We start from the raw sequence: 19,601 nt of genomic DNA on the forward strand, positions 1-19,601 counted from the left end.
CGTGATGGTGGAAGCCAAGCAGGCAGACTGGGCGAAAAAAGGCGCAGAAAAAATTGCCGCGGCCATTCAAGGTCAAAAGTAACAGTGTGTTTGATTTTGAATTGAACTAAATAAAAGGCCGTCTGTTATAAAAGGCCGTCTGTTGTTCAGACGGCCTTTGTGTTTCATTAGAAGCTTAGTTGCTCAAGACATCAACGCCTTTAGGAGGGGTAAATTTGAACATACCGCTGGAAAGGTTAGGCTTGGTGTTCAAGCCGCTGAAGCTGATGCTGGTTTGGTTGCCGAAGCTGTCTTTCAGCTGCATGGCGGCGAGGTTGTCGCCTTTGAAGCCGATGCGGATGTATTGATAGCCGGCGTTGTTTTTCTTAGGTGTAGCCAAAACGTAGTCGATACCGTTGGCAGAACCGTCTTCTTTCAGCGTGTAGCTGCTGTCCAATGCCGTTTTGTTGGAGAGGATGGCGGCAGGGCTGTCGCCGATGGTTTGGTCTTGTGAGGACTTGGTTACTTGTGCCAAATCTACGTCATAGAGCCAAATGGTTTTGCCGTCGCCGACGATGGTTTGTTTGTAGGGTTTGGTGTACTCCCATTTGAACAAGCCAGGGCGCAGGATTTTGAATGTACCGTGTGTGGTTTGGGTTTTCTTTTTGCTGTGAACGGTTTGGCTGAAGTTGCCGCTGATACCGTCGGCGTCATTATTGAATTTTTTCAGGGCGTCCACTGCGTCGGCTTGTGCAAAGCCGATAGCTGAAGAAAGCAGCGCGGCAGCGGTCAGGGTGAACAGTCGGGTAGTTTTCATGTTTTGGTTCCTTGTTCGGAGAGATGGGTTCAGTATAGACGTTATGGTGTAACAGACAAGGGGTTGAATGGAGGGTTTAATTTGTGTAAATATGAAAAATCCAATCAAGTGACTGAAATAATTTCATTTCTTCAGATGGCCTGCATTTGGTTTTGACGTTTTTTTAATGAAACGCATAAGGGCTTGGTGTGGTATTTAATGTCATTTTACGGAAAGCTTGAAATTATAGTCTTTCTGTTTGCTTTTTAAAACGGTTATAATATTTGTCTTTTTAAAACAATGGTTTTGTATGTATCTGAATCCTTATCCTTTATTGGAACAGGCTTTGCTGTCGGACAATCCGGATGAAAAGGGAAGGTTGACGCAGACCTTGTTTGCGCAGTTGGGCGAGGCGGAAGGTTTGACGGTTGAGGAGTCGAAACCCGTGGATTGCCGTTTTGCCGGACATCCGTTGCGTCCGCGTTTAGTTGCGCCTTCGGAGGTTACGCCGCGCAAGATGAATACGGTCGAAGGCTATGCGGCCATGTTGCATGCGATTGCGCACATTGAATTTAATGCGATTAATCTGGCTTTGGATGCGGCGTATCGTTTTCGCAATATGCCGTTTCAGTTTGTACGCGATTGGGTAAGGGTGGCGAAAGAAGAAGTGTTTCACTTCGGCTTGATGCGTGGCCGTCTGAACAGCTTGGGCTACGATTACGGCGATTTTGAAGCGCACGGGCATTTGTGGGATATGGCATATAAAACTGCTTACGATCCTTTGTTGCGCATGGCTTTGGTACCGCGGGTGTTGGAAGCGCGCGGTTTGGATGTCACGCCGGGTATTCGTGCAAAAGTGGCACAGCGCGGCGATGTGGAAACCTGCGATGTGTTGGATATTATTTATCGCGATGAAGTAGGGCATGTCGCCATCGGCAATCATTGGTATCAGCATCTTTGCCGTGAGCGCGGTTTGGAACCGGTTGCCTTGTTCCGCAGCCTGATTGCGCGTTACGATATGTTTATCTTCCGCGGTTACGTCAATATCGAAGCACGGGAACGCGCGGGATTCAGCCGTTTTGAGTTGGATATGTTGGAAGATTTTGAGAAAAGTTTGAAACAGGATAAAAAGGCCGTCTGAAACGGTAAAATCATTATGGCACATCATCACGATCATTCGCACGCGCACACGCATACCGCCAACAAGCAGGTATTGCGCATTTCATTTTTCGTTATTATCGGATTTATGCTGGTTGAGGCGGTCGGCGGTTGGCTGACCAACTCTTTGGCCCTGCTTTCCGATGCGGGGCATATGTTCAGCGATGCGTTTTCGCTGGGCGTAGCATTGTCGGCATTCAAACTTGGCGAGAAACAGACCACGCTGCAAAAGACATTCGGTTACAAGCGTTTTGAAATTTTGACGGCGATGTTTAACGGATTATCGCTGGTGTTGATTGCGGCGATGATTTTTTATGAAGCAGTCAAACGATTGTTTTATCCGCCGGAAATTTTGACGGGCGGCATGTTGGTGGTCAGTATCATCGGTTTGCTGGTCAACATCGGCGTCGCCGTTTATATGTTGAAGAATGGCGATACCGAAGAAAACGTCAATATGCGCGGCGCGTATCTGCACGTAATCAGCGATTTGTTCGGCTCGATAGGGGCGATTGTCGCAGCGGTACTGATGATGGCGTATGGCTGGCAATGGGCGGATACGGTTGCCAGCGTATTGGTGGCGGCTTTGGTAGGGTGCAGCGGCTGGAAGCTGTTTAAACAGACTTTGCACATTTTGATGGAAGGCGCGCCGGAAAACATCCATACCGATGAGTTGCTCAGCGTTATCCGCAATATGGAGGGCGTAAAATCCGTTCACGACTTGCATGTTTGGACGATTACCAGCAATATCCACGTTTTATCCTGCCATATTGTCGTAGATGGCAACATGACGGTTGCAGAGTCCGAACAAATCGCCTACCGCATCGAACATGAATTGGCGCATCATAACATCGGGCATTGTACGATTCAGATTGAAAGCGAACAGCATCCGCATAAAGATGAAGTTTTGTGTTCGCAGGAAATGCACGAACACCATCACCATTAACCATATTCAGGCCGTCTGAAACTTGTTGGATTGTTCAGACGGCCTTCTAAAATCATCAAAGGAATACTTATGACCCAAGCCGTATTATTCGACCTTGACGGCACGCTTGCCGATACCGCACTTGATTTGGGTGGTGCGCTCAACACGGTATTGCGCCGACACGGTTTGCCAGAAAAAAGCATGGATGAAATCCGTCCGCAGGCCAGCCACGGTGCGAGCGGTTTGCTCAAACTTGGTGCAGGCATTACGCCCGACCATCCGGACTATATGCAATGGCGTAAAGAGTTTTTGGATGAATACAGCCGCTGTTATGCCGATCAAACCATTTTGTTCGACGGCGTAAACGAAATGTTGGAAGCCTTAGTTCAACGCGGTATCCAATGGGGCATTATTACCAACAAGCCCATGCGTTTTACCGATGTCCTCGTGCCTAAGCTCGGGTTTGCCGCGCCTCCCGCCGTCATTGTCAGCGGCGATACCTGCGATGAACCCAAGCCCAGCGTGAAGCCTATGTTTTATGCGTGCGAACAGATTGGCGTTGAGGCGCAGCGATGTTTTTATGTCGGCGATGCCGAGCGCGATATGCAGGCAGGCAAAAATGCAGGAATGATAACCGTGCTTGCCGATTGGGGTTATATTTCTGCCGAAGACCAAACCGAAAACTGGTTCGCCGATTTCCGTATTGCCACACCTTTGGATTTGTTGGCAATCTTGCGTTAAAACCCTGTAATAATCCGTTTTCAGACGGCCTGAAACGGCGTAAAATTACACAAATTTGTATTTTTTCAACCGTTTTACACTTGTAAAGAGAAAAATCATGTTCTTCAAGCATATCGAAGCAGCTCCTGCTGATCCGATTTTAGGTTTGGGCGAAGCGTTTAAAGCCGAAACCCGTCCCGAAAAAGTCAATCTCGGTATCGGCGTGTACAAAGACGCATCCGGCGCAACGCCTATTGTCAAAGCCGTCAAAGAGGCTGAAAAACGCCTGTTGGAAAGCGAGACAACTAAAAATTACCTGACCATCGACGGCGTTGCCGATTACAACGAGCAAACCCAAATCCTGTTATTTGGTAAAGACCACGAAATCATTGCCAGCCGTCGCGCCAAAACAGCGCAAAGCCTTGGCGGTACAGGTGCATTGCGCATTGCGGCCGAATTTGTCAAACGCCAGTTGAACGCGCAAACCATCTGGATTTCCAATCCGACTTGGCCTAACCACAACGCCATCGCCAAAGCGGTCGGTATCCAAGACAAACCGTATCGTTACTATGATGCCGCCAAACACGGTTTGGATTGGGATGGCATGATTGAAGACTTGAGCCAAGCGCAAAAAGGCGACATCGTCCTGCTGCACGGCTGCTGCCACAACCCTACCGGCATCGACCCTACGCCCGAACAATGGGAAACTTTGGCAAAACTTTCTGCCGAAAAAGGCTGGTTGCCACTGTTTGACTTTGCCTACCAAGGCTTCGGCAATGGCTTGGAAGAAGATGCCTACGGCTTGCGCGTGTTCTTGAAACACAATACAGAATTGCTGATTGCCAGTTCTTATTCCAAAAACTTCGGTATGTACAACGAGCGCGTCGGCGCGTTCACTTTGGTGGCCGAAGATGAAGAAACTGCAGCCCGCGCCCACAGCCAAGTCAAAACCATCATCCGTACCTTGTATTCCAACCCAGCTTCACACGGTGCGAACACCATTGCGCTGGTGTTGAAAAATGATGATTTGAAAGCACAATGGATTGCCGAACTTGATGAAATGCGCGGCCGCATCAAAGCCATGCGCCAAAAATTTGTTGAGTTGCTCAAGGCCAAAGGTGCAACCCAAGACTTTGATTTCATTATCGAACAAAACGGTATGTTCTCTTTCAGCGGCTTGACTCCCGAACAAGTTGACCGTTTGAAAAACGAGTTTGCCATTTATGCCGTCCGTTCCGGCCGCATTAATGTTGCAGGCATTACCGATGACAATATCGACTACCTGTGCGAAAGTATTGTGAAAGTCTTGTAATTGTCGAATTAAAGGCAAAGGCCGTCTGAATCATTCAGACGGCCTTTATTTTTGACTGTGGAAACTTATCCGGCAACTATGTTCATTCCCCAATAAATCATGGCATAGCGCAGCAGTTTGCCTGCAATCAGAATGATGGCGCAATGCAAAGCATTAAGCCTGAGCCAGCCTGTGGCAAGGGGGAGGGCATCGCCGATAATCGGCAACCATGCAAATAATAGCGGCCAAATTCCCCATCTTTGTATACGCGCCAATACTTTTTCAGACGGCCTTTTCTTGGCCGGAAACATTCTGCCCATGTAATACGAAACCATACTGCCCAAGCCATTCGCCAAACCGGCACACAAACATGCGCCGAGGGCATGTTGCGGATATTGGTACACAAATGCGGCGTATGCCGCCTCGGATGTACCCGGAAGTAGTGTGGCTGAAGTGAAGGCAGAAGCAATCAGGGCAAGGTAAGCGTAAAGAGGTGGCATGTTTTGAGTTACATCAAGTGATATTGTAAAAAAGAAATAATAGGCTTAGTAAGAGGATTATGCCTTTATTTTTTAATCTAATAAAAGATAAATCCAATATTATTGAAATTTTTAAAATTAAACGTCTGAAGGATAATGTAGTCGGCTGTTAGAAAATAGTTTTCAAAGTGACGGATTATCAGTATGATACGGGCGGCTGTTAATGGGTGTTAAGTTTAATGAACTGATTTAAGCTCATTTTTCCAGCAAATCTTAACAAAACGAAAGGCAAATCATGTCTGCGCATTCACAACAAAATCATACTCCTGCGCTGGTTGTCCTAACCACACTCTTTTTCATGATGGGTTTCATTACCTGCATGAATGATATTTTGATTCCGCATTTGAAAGATATTTTCGACCTAACTTATGTTCAGGCGATGCTGATTCAATTCTGTTTCTTTACCGCTTATGCGATTATGTCGATCCCGATGGGCTATTTGGTCGGCAAAATCGGCTATAAAAACGGCGTGATTAGCGGCTTCGTATTGACTGCCATCGGCTGTCTACTCTTTTATCCTGCTGCTGGCAGTCATTCTTATGCAACTTTTTTGGGTGCATTGTTTATTTTGGCTTCAGGTGTAACACTGTTGCAAGTGGCGGGTAACCCTTATGTGACTTTGCTGTCCAAACCGGGTAAAGAATCTGCAACACTGACTTTGGTTCAGGCATTTAACTCTTTGGGTACGACCATTGCTCCGCAAATCGGCGCATTCCTGATTTTGGCTGATGCGACACAAACTGTCAGCAAAGCCGAGCAAATTTCTTCTGTTCAAATTCCATATTTAGGTTTGGCCGGTCTGCTGATTATTTTGGCTGTATTCGTCAAAATGATTCGTCTGCCTGACGCAAACAAAATTGCTGAAGAAGAGAGCGAACACAACCATGATGGCAAACACAGCGTATGGCAATACCGTCATTTGGTTTTTGGTGCGGCCGGTATTTTCTGTTATGTCGGTGCGGAAGTATCCATCGGTTCTTTATTGGTCAGCGTGTTGGGCTATCTGAAAGGTTTGGACCACGCATCTGCCGCGAAATATTTGTCGTTCTACTGGGGCGGCGCGATGGTCGGCCGTTTCTTAGGCTCTGCCATCATGGCGAAAATTGCGCCTAACCGCTATTTGGCATTTAACGCTACTGCTGCTGTTGCCTTGTTGGGCGTTGCTATGTTGGCAGGTAAAGCCAGTGCGGATATTGCGATGTGGGCATTGTTGGCTATCGGCTTCTTCAACTCCATCATGTTCCCAACCATTTTCTCTTTGGCAACCAAAGGTCTGGGTCGATTTACCAGCAGCGCTTCCGGCGTATTGTGTACTGCGATTGTCGGCGGTGCGGTTGTGCCTGTGGTACAAGGTTGGGCTGCAGATACTTACGGCCTGATGATTTCTTTCGTTGTATCGGCGATTTGTTATGTATACATCGTCTTCTTTGCTATAAAAGGCTATAAAGCTGACGAATAATCCATCATGATAAAAGGCCGTCTGAAACCTTATGGGATTTCAGACGGCCTTTTTACTTTGTGGCATAATGATTTAAATGACAGGAGGAAAAAATGGCCAAAATCATTTTGCTGCATGGCTTGCACATGCATTCATGGGTAATGAAACCGCTGGCGTATTTGCTGGAACAAGAAGGTTTTGAAGTTGCGCTGTTCGATTATTACAGTGTTTTGCATTCGATGAACCGACATGTTGAAGATTTGGCGCGATGGATTGATGAGAACCATGCTGATGAAACACTGCACTTTGTCGGCCATAGTTTGGGCGGGTTGGTCTTACGCAATTTTGCGGCTGCATATCCGAATAAAGTCAGCGGCCGTATCGTTACTATGGGTACGCCGCACCAAGGCAGCCGGGCTGCGCAACGTGTGCTCAATTTGGGTTTGCAAAAGCCGGTATTGGGCGGCTCGTATAAAGGCGCTTTGGACGGCAGTATGCCTGAATTGCCAGAATGCGTTGAGTTGGGCAGTATCGCCGGCAATAAACCGTATGGGCTGGGCCGTGTTTTAGGTTTGCATGGTGAACATGATGGTACGGTTTTGGTCAGCGAAACGCATTGTCCGAATATGCGTGATCATGTCGTTTTGCCTGTCAGCCATAGCGGTATGTTGTTTAACCGTAAAACGGTCGAGCAAGTGGTGGCATTTTTGCATGATGGACGTTTTAAAAAGCAATAAAATTTCATTTATTCTAATTTAAAAGTATTTAATGTTAATAATTTAATATATTTTAAAGAAAGTGTCGCAGTTTTACTGGAGCTGTTTTTATAAAATAACAGGCAGGCCGTCTGAGAATCGGGTTTCAGACGGCCTGTTATGCTAAAATCTGTTAAGTACTTATTTAAAAGGCAAAGAACAATGTTTGCTTTCAAATCCTTACTTAATATGCCGCGCTTTGAGGCCATTGCGGTGGCCTTAGCTTTGGTGGCAGCAATGGGTTATACGATTATTTCGCTTGAATGGCTGCCGCATATGTCGATTGTGACGGCGATCGTGGTCTTGCTTTTGTACGGTTTGATGCGTGGCTTGAAATATCAAGACATGCAAAACGGTATGATCGGCGCGGTCGGGCAGGGCATGGGCGCGATTTATCTGTTTTTCTTTATCGGCCTGATGGTCAGCGCGCTGATGATGAGTGGTGCGATTCCGACGCTGATGTATTACGGTTTCGGATTGATTTCGCCGACTTATTTTTATTTCTCGGCGTTTGCGCTTTGCTCGGTCATCGGTATTTCCATCGGCAGTAGTTTGACGACTTGTGCAACTGTCGGCGTGGCATTTATGGGTATGGCGGCTGCGTTTCATGCCGATATGGCGATGACGGCAGGTGCGATTGTGTCGGGTGCGTTCTTTGGCGATAAAATGTCGCCGCTTTCCGATACGACCGGTATTTCCGCTTCGATTGTCGGCATTGATTTGTTCGAACACATCAAAAACATGATGTACACCACTGTGCCTGCGTGGTTGATCAGTGCAGCATTGATGTTGTGGCTCTTGCCTAATGTTGCCGCGCATGATATGAACAGCGTCGAAGCTTTCCGCGCGCAATTGGAAGCAACCGGTTTGGTGCATGCCTATTCGCTGATTCCGTTTGCCTTGCTGGTTGTCCTCGCCCTGATGCGCGTCAATGCCATTGTGGCCATGTTGTTTACCGTTGTGGTGGCGCTGATTGTGACTTACTTCCATAGTACGCCTGATTTGAAACAGCTGGGCGCGTGGTTTTACGGCGGATACAAACTCGAAGGCGAAGCATTTAAAGACATTGCCCGTTTGATTTCTCGCGGCGGCTTGGAAAGCATGTTCTTTACGCAAACTATTGTGATACTCGGCATGAGCTTGGGCGGCCTGTTGTTTAGCATCGGTGTGATTCCGTCTTTGTTGGAGGCCATTCGTGCGTTCCTGACCAATGCCGGACGCGCTACTTTCAGCGTGGCCATGACATCGGTTGGTGTTAACTTCCTGATTGGCGAGCAATATTTGAGTATTCTGCTTTCCGGCGAAACCTTTAAGCCGGTTTATGACAAGCTTGGTCTGCATTCGCGCAACCTTGCCCGTACGCTTGAAGATGCGGGTACTGTCATCAACCCGTTGGTGCCTTGGAGCGTCTGCGGCGTATTTATCAGCCATGCCTTGGGTGTGCCCGTTTGGGAATATCTGCCTTACGCCTTCTTCTGCTACTTGAGCTTGGCTCTGACGCTGGTGTTTGGCTGGACAGGACTGACTTTGAGTAAGAAGTAAACAGCATTTAAAATAGCAATGCTTTTATAAAACAAGGCCGTCTGAAAACAACTTCAGACGGCCTTGTTTACTTAAAGTAGCCGTATCAACATGATTTCACTATAATTGCTGCGCCAATAAAAAAATAATCCAAACAATGAACAAACAAATCCGCCAAGAAATTTTCGAGCGTTTCCGCGCTGCCAATCCTCATCCGACTACCGAGTTGAATTTCAGCTCGCCATTTGAGCTGCTTATCGCCGTTTTATTGTCTGCACAAGCAACTGATGTCGGCGTGAACAAAGCGACTGCCAAACTCTTTCCCGTTGCCAATACGCCGCAAGCTATGTTGGATTTGGGGCTGGACGGCGTGATGGAATACACCAAAACCATAGGCCTCTACAAAACCAAGTCCAAACACATCATGCAGACTTGCCGTATTTTGCTGGAGAAATATAACGGTGAAGTACCTGCCGACCGAGAGGCTTTGGAATCTTTGCCCGGTGTTGGCCGTAAAACAGCCAATGTGGTGTTGAATACTGCATTCGGGCAACCTGTTATGGCGGTCGATACCCATATTTTCCGTGTGGCCAACCGCACCAAAATCGCGCCGGGCAAGGATGTGCGTGAAGTTGAAGACAAGCTGATGCGCTTTATTCCCAAAGAATTTTTGATGGATGCCCATCACTGGTTGATTTTGCATGGCCGCTATACGTGTAAGGCTTTGAAACCGCAATGCAGCAAATGTTTGATTAACGATTTGTGCGAATATCCGGCAAAAATGTAAATAAAAAAACATAAAAAAGGCCGTCTGAATTTCAGACGGCCTTTGATTTGGCTACGATTAGTCGGCAACTGCCATCAGGCTGGCGTTACCACCGGCAGCGGTAGTATTGATACTGCAAGAGATTTCTTCAAATACTTGCAGGATATCCAGACCTTGTTCAGAAGGCAGGATGCGGATGAGCGCACCGTCGCGGCCGGCCAACTCTTGTTTGCGCTCGCTGCTCAAAGGCTCGATAGCGGCAACATGGCTGATGCCTGCGTTTTCGGGTTTGCTGTTGACTTGCAACAAACCGTCCAAATCGGCTGAGTAGGAAGCCAGTGGGCTGTTTGGCTCAACAACGGTTTGGATGCCTGCGGCTGCCAGCTCGGTCAGGGCAGAGAAGGCTTGCAGCAGATTGCCGCCATGTACCCAAACACGTTCTGGAGAGCGCCAGCTCAATGAGTTGCGTTCGCCGGTCGGGCCGACCAATACGGTTTCGGCTTTGCGCAGGGTACGGACGCGTGCGTGACCCAAAGCTGCGGCTGCGGCTTTTTTCTCTTCTGCGTTAAACGGCAGTTTGTGAACCAGGGTTTCCAAACGTTTGAGCGCGTCTTCGTCTGCTTGGCCGATTCGGCTGAGGGTTGGGGCAACCCATTCAGGAGTACGAACCAGGCGTTGCAGATAGAATGAACCGCCTGCTTTTGGACCGGTACCGGACAAGCCGTGACCGCCGAAAGGTTGTACGCCGACAACAGCACCAACGATGTTGCGGTTAACGTAGATGTTACCAGCTTCGATGCGGTCGCGGATATGGTCAACAGTGCCTTCGATACGGCTGTGTACACCGCTGGTCAGAGCATAGCCTTTGGCGTTGATTTGGTCAATGAGTTGATCCAATTCGCTGGCGCGGTAGCGGACAACGTGCAGTACAGGACCGAACACTTCGCGTTGCAACTCGTTCAGGTTATTCAATTCAAACAGGATTGGACGAACGAAGGTAGAGTTGTTGTCATCAACGTCGGCGGCAGTTTTGATTTCGTGGTAAGCCTTTGCTACGCCTTTCATTTTGTTGATGTGGGCCAACAGGTTTTGTTGGGCTTCAGCATCGATGACAGGGCCAATGTCTGTGGTCAGTTGGGTCGGTTTGCCGACAACCAATTCGTCCATTGCACCTTTGATGATGTTGACCATTTTATCGGCAACATCTTCTTGAACACACAAGATACGCAGGGCGGAACAACGTTGGCCCGCGCTGTCGAAGGCAGAATTCAATACGTCGAGGCAGACTTGTTCCGGCAGGGCGGTAGAGTCCACGATCATCGCGTTTTGACCGCCGGTCTCGGCAATCAGGACAGGGCTGTCGTCGCGTTTGGACAGGGCTTTGTTGATCAGGCGCGCTACTTCGGTAGAACCGGTAAAGATCACGCCGCCGATGCGGGCATCGCCGGTCAGGGCAGAGCCGACATCGCCTGCGCCGAGTACGAGTTGCAGTGCAGAAGTCGGAATACCGGCTTGATGCATCAGGGAAACGGCGTAAGTAGCAATCAGGCTGGTTTGTTCGGCAGGTTTGGCAATAACGGTGTTACCGGCTGCCAATGCAGAAACCACTTCGCCGGTAAAGATGGCCAATGGGAAGTTCCATGGACTGATGGCAACGATTGCGCCGACGGCTTTGGCATCTTTAGGCAGGGTGTTCTCAGCTTCGTTGGCATAGTAGCGGCAGAAGTCAACGGCTTCGCGTACTTCGGCAACGGCGTTGTTCAGGGTTTTACCGGCTTCGCGGACGGCCAGCATCATCAATGCAGGCGTGTGTTGTTCCAACAAATCGGCAAAACGGCGCAGGCAGTTGGCGCGTTCTGAAGCAGGTTTGGCGCTCCACTCAGGCAGGGCGGCAACGGCTGCACCAATAGCTTCTTGAGCCAATGCCGCATCGGCAAAGCTGACAGTGCCGACAACATCGTTGTGGTCTGCAGGGTTGCGGACGGGTTGCGCTTCGCCCACGTTACGCGCTTCGCCATTAACGATAGACGCGGCGTGGAAGTCTTCGGAAGAAGCTTGGTTGAGTTTTTCTTGCAGGTTTTGCAATACGTTTTCGTTGCTGAAATCGACGCCTTGGGAGTTCAGACGGCCTTTGCCATACAAATCGCGCGGCAGAGGCAATGCCGGATGCAGGTGGATGCCTTGTTCGGCGATGGTGTCGAACGGGCTCTTAATCAGGCGGTCGATGCTGATGTTTTCGTCAACGATTTGGTTCACGAAAGAAGAGTTCGCCCCGTTTTCCAACAGACGGCGTACCAAGTAGGCAAGCAGGGTTTCGTGTGTGCCGACCGGGGCATACACGCGTACGCGACGGCCTAAGTTTTGCGGGCCGACCACTTGGTCGTACAGGGTTTCGCCCATGCCGTGCAGACATTGGTGTTCAAAGTCTTTGCCTTTACCCATTTGGTAGATTGCGCCCAAAGTGTAGGCGTTGTGGGTGGCAAATTGTGGGAACACGGCATCTTGCGCATCCAAGAGTTTGCGTGCGCAGGCGAGATAGGAGATGTCGGTATGGACTTTACGGGTGTAAGTCGGATAGCCTTCCATGCCGTCTACTTGAGCCCATTTCACTTCGCTGTCCCAGTATGCACCTTTAACCAAACGGATCATCAGTTTTTGGTTGTTGCGGCGTGCCAGGTCGATCAGATAGTCGATAACGAACGGGCAACGTTTTTGGTAGGCTTGAACAACGAAACCGATACCTTTGTAGCCGGCCAAGTCAGGATCGGAAACCAAAGCTTCCATCAAGTCCAAAGACAATTCGAGACGGTTGGCTTCTTCGGCATCGATGTTGATACCGATATCGTATTTTTTACCCAAAAGGAACAATTCTTTCAGGCGTGGCAACAATTCGCTCATAACGCGTTCGTGTTGGGCGCGTGAATAGCGTGGGTGGATGGCGGAAAGTTTAACGGAGATACCGTTGCCTTCGTAAACGCCTTGGCCTGCGGCATCTTTACCGATGGCGTGAATGGCTTGAACGTAGTCGTTGTAGTAGCGGTTGGCATCTTCTTCGGTGTATGCGGCTTCACCCAACATATCAAAAGAGAAGCGGTAACCCATTTTCTCGCGCTCTTTACCGTTTTGCAGCGCTTCTTCAATGGTTTGGCCGGTTACGAACTGTTTGCCCAACAGGCGCATGGCGTAGTTCACACCTTGACGGATCAGAGGTGCGCCACCTTTGCTGATCAGACGGCTTAATGCGGAACTCATCTGTTTGTCGTTTGTCGCGGTCAGTTTGCCGGTAATCAGCAGACCCCATGCAGCCGCGTTAACGAAGAGGGAAGGGCTATTGTTCAAGTGGCTTTTCCAGTTGCCTTCAGAGATTTTGTCGGCAATCAGGCGGTCACGGGTTGCATTATCCGGAATACGCAGCAGGGCTTCGGCCAGACACATCAGTGCAACACCTTCTTCACTGGAGAGAGAGAACTCGTGCATCAAGGCATCTACGCCGCTTGCTTTGGTGCGGCTGGAGCGGACTTGAGTAACCAAACGACGGGCAAGCTCGGAGGCGGCATTGCGTTCTTCGTCGGTCATCTGTGCACGTTGCAACATATCCTGAACGGCCTCGATTTCATCGCGGCGGTAGGCATCAGTTACAGCTTGACGCAGAGGAGTTTGTGTTGGAAAAGCGAAGTTAAACATTATTTATGTTCTCCAAAGGTTTTTTCATGGTTTCAGACGGCCTGAATTAAGACTGCTAAAACAAGCATTCTGAAGGATAGTAATATCGTAATAAAATTATGATGCGGATACAAGATGCATCCGCATAAATTGCTGTTTTTTCTGATAAGGCTCAGATTATTTTGAAACAGTTTATGTCGTAAAGACGGCCTGCACGGAATCATGCAGGCCGTCTGAAAACGTCTTATTTAGAGGCGCGGTATTCTGCGTCTGCTTTTTCGAAACGTTCTTGCAATTCGCGTGAAGGTTTTTTGTCGATCAGGGACACCAAAACAATCACGAGTGTGCAAATGATAAAGCCGGGGACGATTTCATAGACAGTAGCGAAACCTGTTTCTTGTGCGGCCAAAGCAGGTTTTTTGATCCACTCAGCCCAAACTACTACAGTCAGTGCACCTGCAATCATGCCGGAGAGTGCGCCGTAGGCAGTAATGCGTTTCCACAGTACAGACAGGATAACGACCGGGCCGAATGCGGCACCAAAGCCAGCCCATGCGTAAGCTACCAAGCCTAATACTTTGCTTTCAGGATCAGAAGCAATCAGGATGGAAATCACGGCAATCGCCAATACCATCAGACGGCCAATCCATACCAATTCAGCTTGTTGTGCTTTTTTACGCAGGAAGCCTTTATAGAAGTCTTCGGTAATCGCGCTGGAGCAAACCAACAATTGGCAAGACAGGGTAGACATTACGGCGGCGAGAATCGCGCTCAAGATGATACCGGCAATCCAAGGGTTGAAGAGCAGGGTAGCCAAAGCGATGAAGATACGTTCGTGGTTGCCGTTCATTTCATCAACGTGGGCAGGGTTGGCGCCGAAGTAAGCGATACCGAAGTAGCCGACAGCCACGGCACCGGCCATACACAGAACCATCCAGGTCATACCGATACGGCGTGCAGAAACCAGAGATTTAGCGCTTTCAGCAGCCATGAAACGGGCCAAAATGTGTGGTTGGCCGAAATAGCCCAAGCCCCAAGCGGCGGTAGAGATAATGCCGATGAAAGTAGTACCGGCAAACAGGCTGCCGTATTCTTTACCGGTAGAAGCGGCAACTTGTTGGATGGCAGCGTTCATTTGATCAGCACCGCCCAAACCCAAGTACACCATGACAGGAGTCAGTACCAATGCAAAAATCATCAAAGAAGCTTGCAGGGTATCGGTCCAGCTTACTGCCAAGAAACCGCCCAAGAAAGTGTAGGCGATGGTCGCGCCGGCACCCAGCCACATGGCTTGAGTGTAAGACATACCGTGGAACAGGCTTTGGAACAGGGTAGCACCGGCTACGATGCCTGAAGCACAGTAAATAGTGAAGAAGAACAAGATAATCAGTGCGGAAACCACTTTCATCAAGTGACCGCCGGCACCGAAGCGGTGGAAGAAGTAATCAGGAAGCGTCAGTGCGTTGTTGGCGTATTCGGTATGCACGCGCAAACGGCCTGCAACCAAGAGCCAGTTGAGGTATGCACCCACAATCAGACCAATGGCAATCCAAGCTTCATTCAAACCGCTCAGGTAAATGGCACCTGGCAAACCCATCAAAAGCCAACCTGACATATCGGAAGCACCGGCAGACATCGCGGTCACGAACGGACCTAAGCTGCGGCCGCCGAGAATGTAGTCGTCGAAGTTTCGTGTTGAAAAATAGGCGGCGAGGCCGATCAGTAATACGGCGACCAAATAGATCGCGAAAGTGATATACATGGGATTCATGTACTTATTCCTCATCTAACTTTTAAAACGGGTTTGAAATTGCAAGCAATTCATACCCAAACTTTTTTCTAATAAAAATACAGCTTAAAAATCCTGTTTTTTGCGAGAGAGACAGGATAAATTATTTTCAAATACAATAAAATACGAAATTTTAATGCATTAAATTGTAAATAATTTAAACCAGCATACCGTAAAAAGTCGCTTTTGCAAAGCGAAGAACTCAGCCTTTATTCGAAATTGATGCCGCCTTTTGGCTAAGTCATTTAAAAACATAAAAATATATAAATTTTTACCGATGATGACGAAGGAAAGTGTGTGAAACTATCTTTCCTGATGTTTTTTGGGGATTAAAGAGAAAAAGTAATTAAACGACTTGGACTTTCAGACGGCCTTGTGCAGAAACCCCGTATCTGTGTCGGGCAAATACGGGATTTTTAGAAAAAAAGACTACATTAAATAGAAAAATCGTCTTTTAGTAAGTGTTTGTAAGCAAAGAGATAAGAGGCTGCGACAAAGGATGACCCGCCCAGGACGTTGCCTAAGAAAACGGGAATCATATTGTAGAAAAATTGACCCCAGCTGACGTTTGCGCCCGCCCAAATGCCGGCCGGAATGATGAACATATTGGCAACAAAGTGTTGAAAGCCGATTAATACGAAGATCATAACAGGGAACCACATGGCTAAGATTCGTCCTGAAGTATGGCGTGCGCCGAAGTAAAACCAGATGCCCATACACACCATCCAGTTACATGCGATGGCAGAAACGAATGCGCGGCCGAAGTCCATATTGACTTTAGCTTCGGCAATGGCAATGGTTTTCGCTGCGGCCGGTCCTTCGGCAAGGCCAACGTAGTGGCCGAGGAAATAGGCCATGGCAACGGCGCCTGCCAGATTGCCCAAGCTGACAATGAGCCAGTTGCGTACCAGTTTGTAGGTGCTGACACGGCCGGTTAATCTGCCCAAAGCCATAATCATCATATTGCCTGTTGCCAACTCGCCGCCGCCGATTAAGATACAAATCAGTGCGATAGGGAACACGGATGCGCCCAACAGGGCGGCCAGACCGTTCCATTCGGCAGGAATGCCGCTGATGACGCGCAGGCAGGCAAGATAACCGAAGCCGACATAACCGCCGCCCAAGAAACTCAAAATCACCAACATCTTGATGCTGAATTCAGATTTGGCGCAACTTTTGCCGATGGCGTCCTGCAAAATTTCATGAGGGAACAGGTCTCGTGTGTCCATGAAGTTTCCTTAAGGTTAATATAAGAATAAAAATATCTTTCTTTATCATGCGGATGGCGAGTTTGCCTGAGAATATGGCAAACAGGAAATAACGGCTGATTGTAAGGATAGAAGCGTAGGTTATATATTGGCAGCCGATGTGTGAAAGGCCGTCTGAAAGCAATACTTTCAGACGGCCTTTAGATGGGGGAATGGGAATTATAAGCGCGTTACGCTTAAAACGCCTTTGATGTCGCCCAAGCTGGCTAATACGCGCGGCAGGTCGTTGACTTGGCGGACTTCAAGGGTAAAGCGCATACTGGCTTCCAAATCGCGCGATTGGGTTTGCACCGCGGTAACGTTGAGTTTATGACGCGCCAGCGCATCCGAAACGTCGCGCAGCAAACCGGAGCGGTCTTGAGCGCGGATTTCGACATCGACGGCAAATACTTGTCCTTCTTGCAAGGCTGCCCAGCTTGCATTCAACACTTTTTCCGGAGCCTGCTCGGCGAGGTGGCGGAAAGAAGGGCAGGTGCAGCGATGGACGGAAATACCGCGGTCGCGTGTAACGAAACCGATAATGTCGTCAGGAGGTGCTGGTTTGCAGCATTTGGCAAGCGTGGTCATCAGGCCGTCTTCGCCGTCAATCAAAATGCCATTTTTGCCGCCTTTTTTGATTTTGGACTGCTTGACGATATTGGTTTCATCAATCGGCACGGGAGGCGGTTCATTCAGCGCGCCGCAGGCTTTGTGGATGGCGCGGTTGGAAACTTCGCCCTGACCGATGGCCGTATAGAGTTCGTCGGTTTTTTTGAAGCCGAGTTTTTCCGCCAATGCTTGCAGATTGGGTTTTGGGAAGATTTTTGACAACTGTTTGTCCAATTGGGCGCGGCCTTCTTCGCGCACGGTATCTGCATTTTGCTGGCGGATATAGGCACGGATTTTGCTGATGGCGCGGTTGGATTTGACCCAGCCTTCGTAGAGCCAGTTGACGGAAGGATTTCCCTCTTTGGCGGTAATGATTTCAACGCGTTGTCCGTTTTCCAACGGCGTTGACAGCGGCACGATTTGTCCTTCGACTTTTGCGCCGCGGCAACGGTCGCCTACGCTGCTGTGCAGGGCATAGGCAAAGTCGATGGGGGTGGCGCCCGTAGGCAGGGAGAGGACTTTGCCGTGCGGAGTCAAAACATAAATCGTGTCGTTGAACAGCTCGGTTTTGAAAGCGGCGGCAAGGTCTTCTTTGCCGCTTTCGGCCATGTTTTCGCGCCAGTCCAAGAGTTGGCGCAACCAAGCGATTTTCTGTTCATAGGCGGAATCACCCTTGCCACCTTCTTTATAACGCCAGTGGGCGGCAACACCGAATTCGTTGAATTGGTGCATGTCGAAGGTGCGGATTTGGACTTCCACACCTTTGTCTTCCGGGCCGACGATGACAGTGTGCAAACTTTTATAGCCGTTGCCTTTTGGGTTGGCGATATAGTCGTCGAACTCGCCCGGAATCGGCTGCCAGAGGCTGTGGACAATGCCCAAGGTGGTGTAACACTCGGGAATGGTGTCCACCAAAATCCGTACGGCACGGATGTCGAACAGGCCGTCGAAAGTGAGCTTTTTCTTCACCATTTTTTTGTAAATGGAGTAGATGTGCTTCGGTCTTCCGGCAACTTCAAAATGAATATTGTATTTTTTCAGTTCCGTACGCAGGATATTGAGGAAGTTTTCGATGTATTCGAGGCGCTCGGTGCGTTTTTCGTCCAAAAGTAGGGCGATTTCGCGGTATTTTTCCGGCTCTTGATGACGGAAGCCCAAGTCTTCGAGCTGCCATTTGAGTTGCCACACGCCCAAGCGGTTGGCGAGCGGGGCAAAAATGTCGAGGGTTTCTTTGGCAACGGCGCGTTTTTCAGGATTGTCGGGAACGTTGCTTAAGAATTGCAGGGTGCGCGTGCGCATCGCCAGTTTGATCAGGACGACGCGGATGTCGGTAACCATCGCCAACAGCATTTTGCGCATGGTTTCGGCTTGTTGGCTGCGTTCTTCCGGCGTGGCAAGGCTATCCACGCGGGCGAATTGGGTCAGTTTTTGTACTTCGTCTACGCCTTTGACCAGCTCGCAAACGGTGCTGTTGCAGCGTTCGGCAACCAATTCTTGCCAAGTGGGAACGTATTTGCCGATGTCGGACAAAATCGTAGCCGCCACGGCATCGGGCAATAAGTCGAGTTCGCTGACGATTTGCATCGAGCCGAGGAAATGTTCCATTAAAGGCTCGCCGTAAGTCGTTAGGGCATCGGCGGGATAATGTTCTTTAGCCAGGTCAAAGGCCGTCTGAATCAGGTTTTTATCGGGATCAGGCAGCGCGGCAACATAGCTGTCGAACCATGCGAGGAGGCCTTCCAGCGTTACGCTCGATGTTTGGGGCGTTTGGCGAATAGTGGTCATGGCGTGCGTTTTTTTCTTTTTGATAAAAACGTTGCCATTGTAACAGTTTATTGCCGGCAGCCCTAGATTTGTATGCGAAGGTGGCACTATGTTTCAGGAAGCCTTGTTTCAGACGGCCTTGGGTGTTATGGTTAACCGTTTTGAAATTTTAAGGAGTATTTTGATGAAACTGTATATTTACGACCATTGCCCGTTTTGCGTTCGTGCAAGGATGATTTTCGGCTTGCGCGATGTGGCGGTGGAAGAGGTCGTCTTAGCAAACGATGATGAAGCTACGCCGATTGGCATGATTGGTTCAAAACAAGTGCCGATTTTGCAAAAAGAAGACGGTTCGTTTATGGGCGAGAGTTTGGATATTGTCCGTTACATCGATCAAGGCCGTCTGAAAGAAGAAGTTCGTCCAGAAGTACAGGCTTGGTTGGACAAAGTGGGTGAATACAATAACAAATTGGTACAGCCGCGCATGGTCAAAATCGGCCTGCCCGAATTTGAGACTGATGAAGCGAAAAAATACTTTATCGACAAAAAAGAGAAAAGTATCGGCAATTTCGAGACTAATCTGAACAAAACGGCGCAATATCTGGAGCGTCTGCATCAAGACTTGGCAGAACTGGAAGCGCTGG

At 49.0% G+C, this 19,601-nt stretch carries 15 protein-coding genes; 9 read left to right on the forward strand and 6 right to left on the reverse strand.

Annotated features, from left to right (window positions below):
• Positions 1-175 precede the first annotated feature (175 nt).
• Positions 176-796, reverse strand: coding sequence for an outer membrane lipoprotein chaperone LolA (lolA, locus tag ACTHUE_RS02370; protein ID WP_004520641.1), 621 nt, complete (start codon positions 794-796; stop codon positions 176-178).
• A 289-nt stretch (positions 797-1,085) separates the two neighbouring features.
• On the opposite strand from lolA, the gene ACTHUE_RS02375 reads away from it, so the two are divergent.
• The 4 genes from ACTHUE_RS02375 to ACTHUE_RS02390 all read left to right on the forward strand — a co-directional run bounded on the left by ACTHUE_RS02375 (position 1,086) and on the right by ACTHUE_RS02390 (position 4,887).
• Positions 1,086-1,916 carry a ferritin-like domain-containing protein gene (locus ACTHUE_RS02375; protein WP_070624822.1) on the forward strand — a complete coding sequence of 277 codons (831 nt, stop codon included), beginning with the start codon at positions 1,086-1,088 and terminating at the stop codon, positions 1,914-1,916.
• Positions 1,917-1,931: 15 nt separating this feature from the next.
• A complete protein-coding gene (locus tag ACTHUE_RS02380) occupies positions 1,932-2,876 on the forward strand; it encodes a cation diffusion facilitator family transporter (protein WP_070695303.1) in 945 nt (314 codons plus the stop codon).
• 69 nt (positions 2,877-2,945) lie between these two features.
• Positions 2,946-3,596, forward strand: coding sequence for an HAD family hydrolase (locus tag ACTHUE_RS02385; protein ID WP_004520645.1), 651 nt, complete (start codon positions 2,946-2,948; stop codon positions 3,594-3,596).
• Between the two features lie 97 nt (positions 3,597-3,693).
• Positions 3,694-4,887, forward strand: coding sequence for an amino acid aminotransferase (locus ACTHUE_RS02390; RefSeq protein WP_004520646.1), 1,194 nt, complete (start codon positions 3,694-3,696; stop codon positions 4,885-4,887).
• A 65-nt stretch (positions 4,888-4,952) separates the two neighbouring features.
• Here the strand turns inward: ACTHUE_RS02390 and ACTHUE_RS02395 are convergent, their stop codons facing one another.
• Positions 4,953-5,366 (reverse strand): YqaA family protein, encoded by a 414-nt coding sequence (locus ACTHUE_RS02395; RefSeq protein WP_004520647.1) that lies wholly within the window; start codon positions 5,364-5,366, stop codon positions 4,953-4,955.
• A gap of 274 nt (positions 5,367-5,640) precedes the next feature.
• Here ACTHUE_RS02395 and ACTHUE_RS02400 point away from each other — a divergent pair, with 274 nt between their 5' ends.
• The 4 genes from ACTHUE_RS02400 to nth all read left to right on the forward strand — a co-directional run bounded on the left by ACTHUE_RS02400 (position 5,641) and on the right by nth (position 9,906).
• Positions 5,641-6,864 (forward strand): sugar MFS transporter, encoded by a 1,224-nt coding sequence (locus ACTHUE_RS02400; protein WP_004520648.1) that lies wholly within the window; start codon positions 5,641-5,643, stop codon positions 6,862-6,864.
• Positions 6,865-6,956: 92 nt separating this feature from the next.
• Positions 6,957-7,580 (forward strand): alpha/beta fold hydrolase, encoded by a 624-nt coding sequence (locus ACTHUE_RS02405; RefSeq protein ID WP_004520649.1) that lies wholly within the window; start codon positions 6,957-6,959, stop codon positions 7,578-7,580.
• Between the two features lie 180 nt (positions 7,581-7,760).
• Positions 7,761-9,140, forward strand: a complete 1,380-nt coding sequence (gene nhaC / locus ACTHUE_RS02410; protein ID WP_039862424.1) for a Na+/H+ antiporter NhaC — start codon at positions 7,761-7,763, stop codon at positions 9,138-9,140.
• A 136-nt stretch (positions 9,141-9,276) separates the two neighbouring features.
• Positions 9,277-9,906 carry an endonuclease III gene (gene nth, locus ACTHUE_RS02415; protein ID WP_049323145.1) on the forward strand — a complete coding sequence of 210 codons (630 nt, stop codon included), beginning with the start codon at positions 9,277-9,279 and terminating at the stop codon, positions 9,904-9,906.
• A 57-nt stretch (positions 9,907-9,963) separates the two neighbouring features.
• On the opposite strand, the gene putA is transcribed toward nth, so the two are convergent.
• From putA to ACTHUE_RS02435, 4 genes are all read right to left on the reverse strand, one after another.
• Entirely contained in the window at positions 9,964-13,569 is a 3,606-nt protein-coding gene (gene putA, locus ACTHUE_RS02420) for a bifunctional proline dehydrogenase/L-glutamate gamma-semialdehyde dehydrogenase PutA (RefSeq protein ID WP_049344640.1), read from the reverse strand.
• Positions 13,570-13,792: 223 nt separating this feature from the next.
• Positions 13,793-15,319 carry a sodium/proline symporter PutP gene (putP, locus tag ACTHUE_RS02425; protein WP_049336262.1) on the reverse strand — a complete coding sequence of 509 codons (1,527 nt, stop codon included), beginning with the start codon at positions 15,317-15,319 and terminating at the stop codon, positions 13,793-13,795.
• Between the two features lie 452 nt (positions 15,320-15,771).
• A complete protein-coding gene (locus tag ACTHUE_RS02430) occupies positions 15,772-16,566 on the reverse strand; it encodes a formate/nitrite transporter family protein (RefSeq protein ID WP_004520655.1) in 795 nt (264 codons plus the stop codon).
• A gap of 198 nt (positions 16,567-16,764) precedes the next feature.
• A complete protein-coding gene (locus tag ACTHUE_RS02435; protein WP_070695305.1) occupies positions 16,765-18,978 on the reverse strand; it encodes a RelA/SpoT family protein in 2,214 nt (737 codons plus the stop codon).
• Positions 18,979-19,066: 88 nt separating this feature from the next.
• On the opposite strand from ACTHUE_RS02435, the gene ACTHUE_RS02440 reads away from it, so the two are divergent.
• Positions 19,067-19,601 (forward strand): GrxB family glutaredoxin (locus ACTHUE_RS02440; RefSeq protein WP_440423016.1); only part of this gene is annotated, 535 nt, incomplete at its 3' end.

The sequence above is a fragment of the Neisseria sp. P0021.S005 genome (genome assembly GCF_051956955.1).